Here is a 278-nt window from a genome sequence, read left to right as displayed (position 1 = left end):
CGCAAATTGACAACCGCATAGCGGAACACGGCCCGCGCCCCGTCATATGATTTCTAGCGACTAAACAACAAATCACCGACGAAGGGGGCACGGGCCGTGTCTGCGAACATCGTATCAGTCGACGAGGAGTCGCTGCGCAACGACATAAAGAATCTGGTGAGGAAGACCGTCGAGGAGACGCTCAACGCACTGCTCGACGAGGAGGCGTCCGAGCTCGTCGGGGCCGAGCGCTACGAGAGGACGGCGGGCCGGGAGGCCTACCGCAGCGGCCACTACAC

General features: G+C 61.9%; 1 protein-coding gene. It reads left to right on the top strand.

Going from position 1 to position 278, the window contains the following annotated elements; genetic code table 11:
• Positions 1-96: 96 nt before the first annotated feature.
• Positions 97-278: transposase (locus tag ACQRCA_RS08495; RefSeq protein WP_427719901.1), on the top strand; the 182-nt coding region annotated here is incomplete at its 3' end.

Source organism: Collinsella sp. SGI.095 (assembly GCF_050314535.1).
Taxonomy (GTDB): Bacteria; Actinomycetota; Coriobacteriia; order Coriobacteriales; family Coriobacteriaceae; genus Collinsella.
The sequence above is the reverse complement of the archived record's forward strand: the minus strand, read 5'-3'. Positions and strand labels throughout refer to the sequence as shown.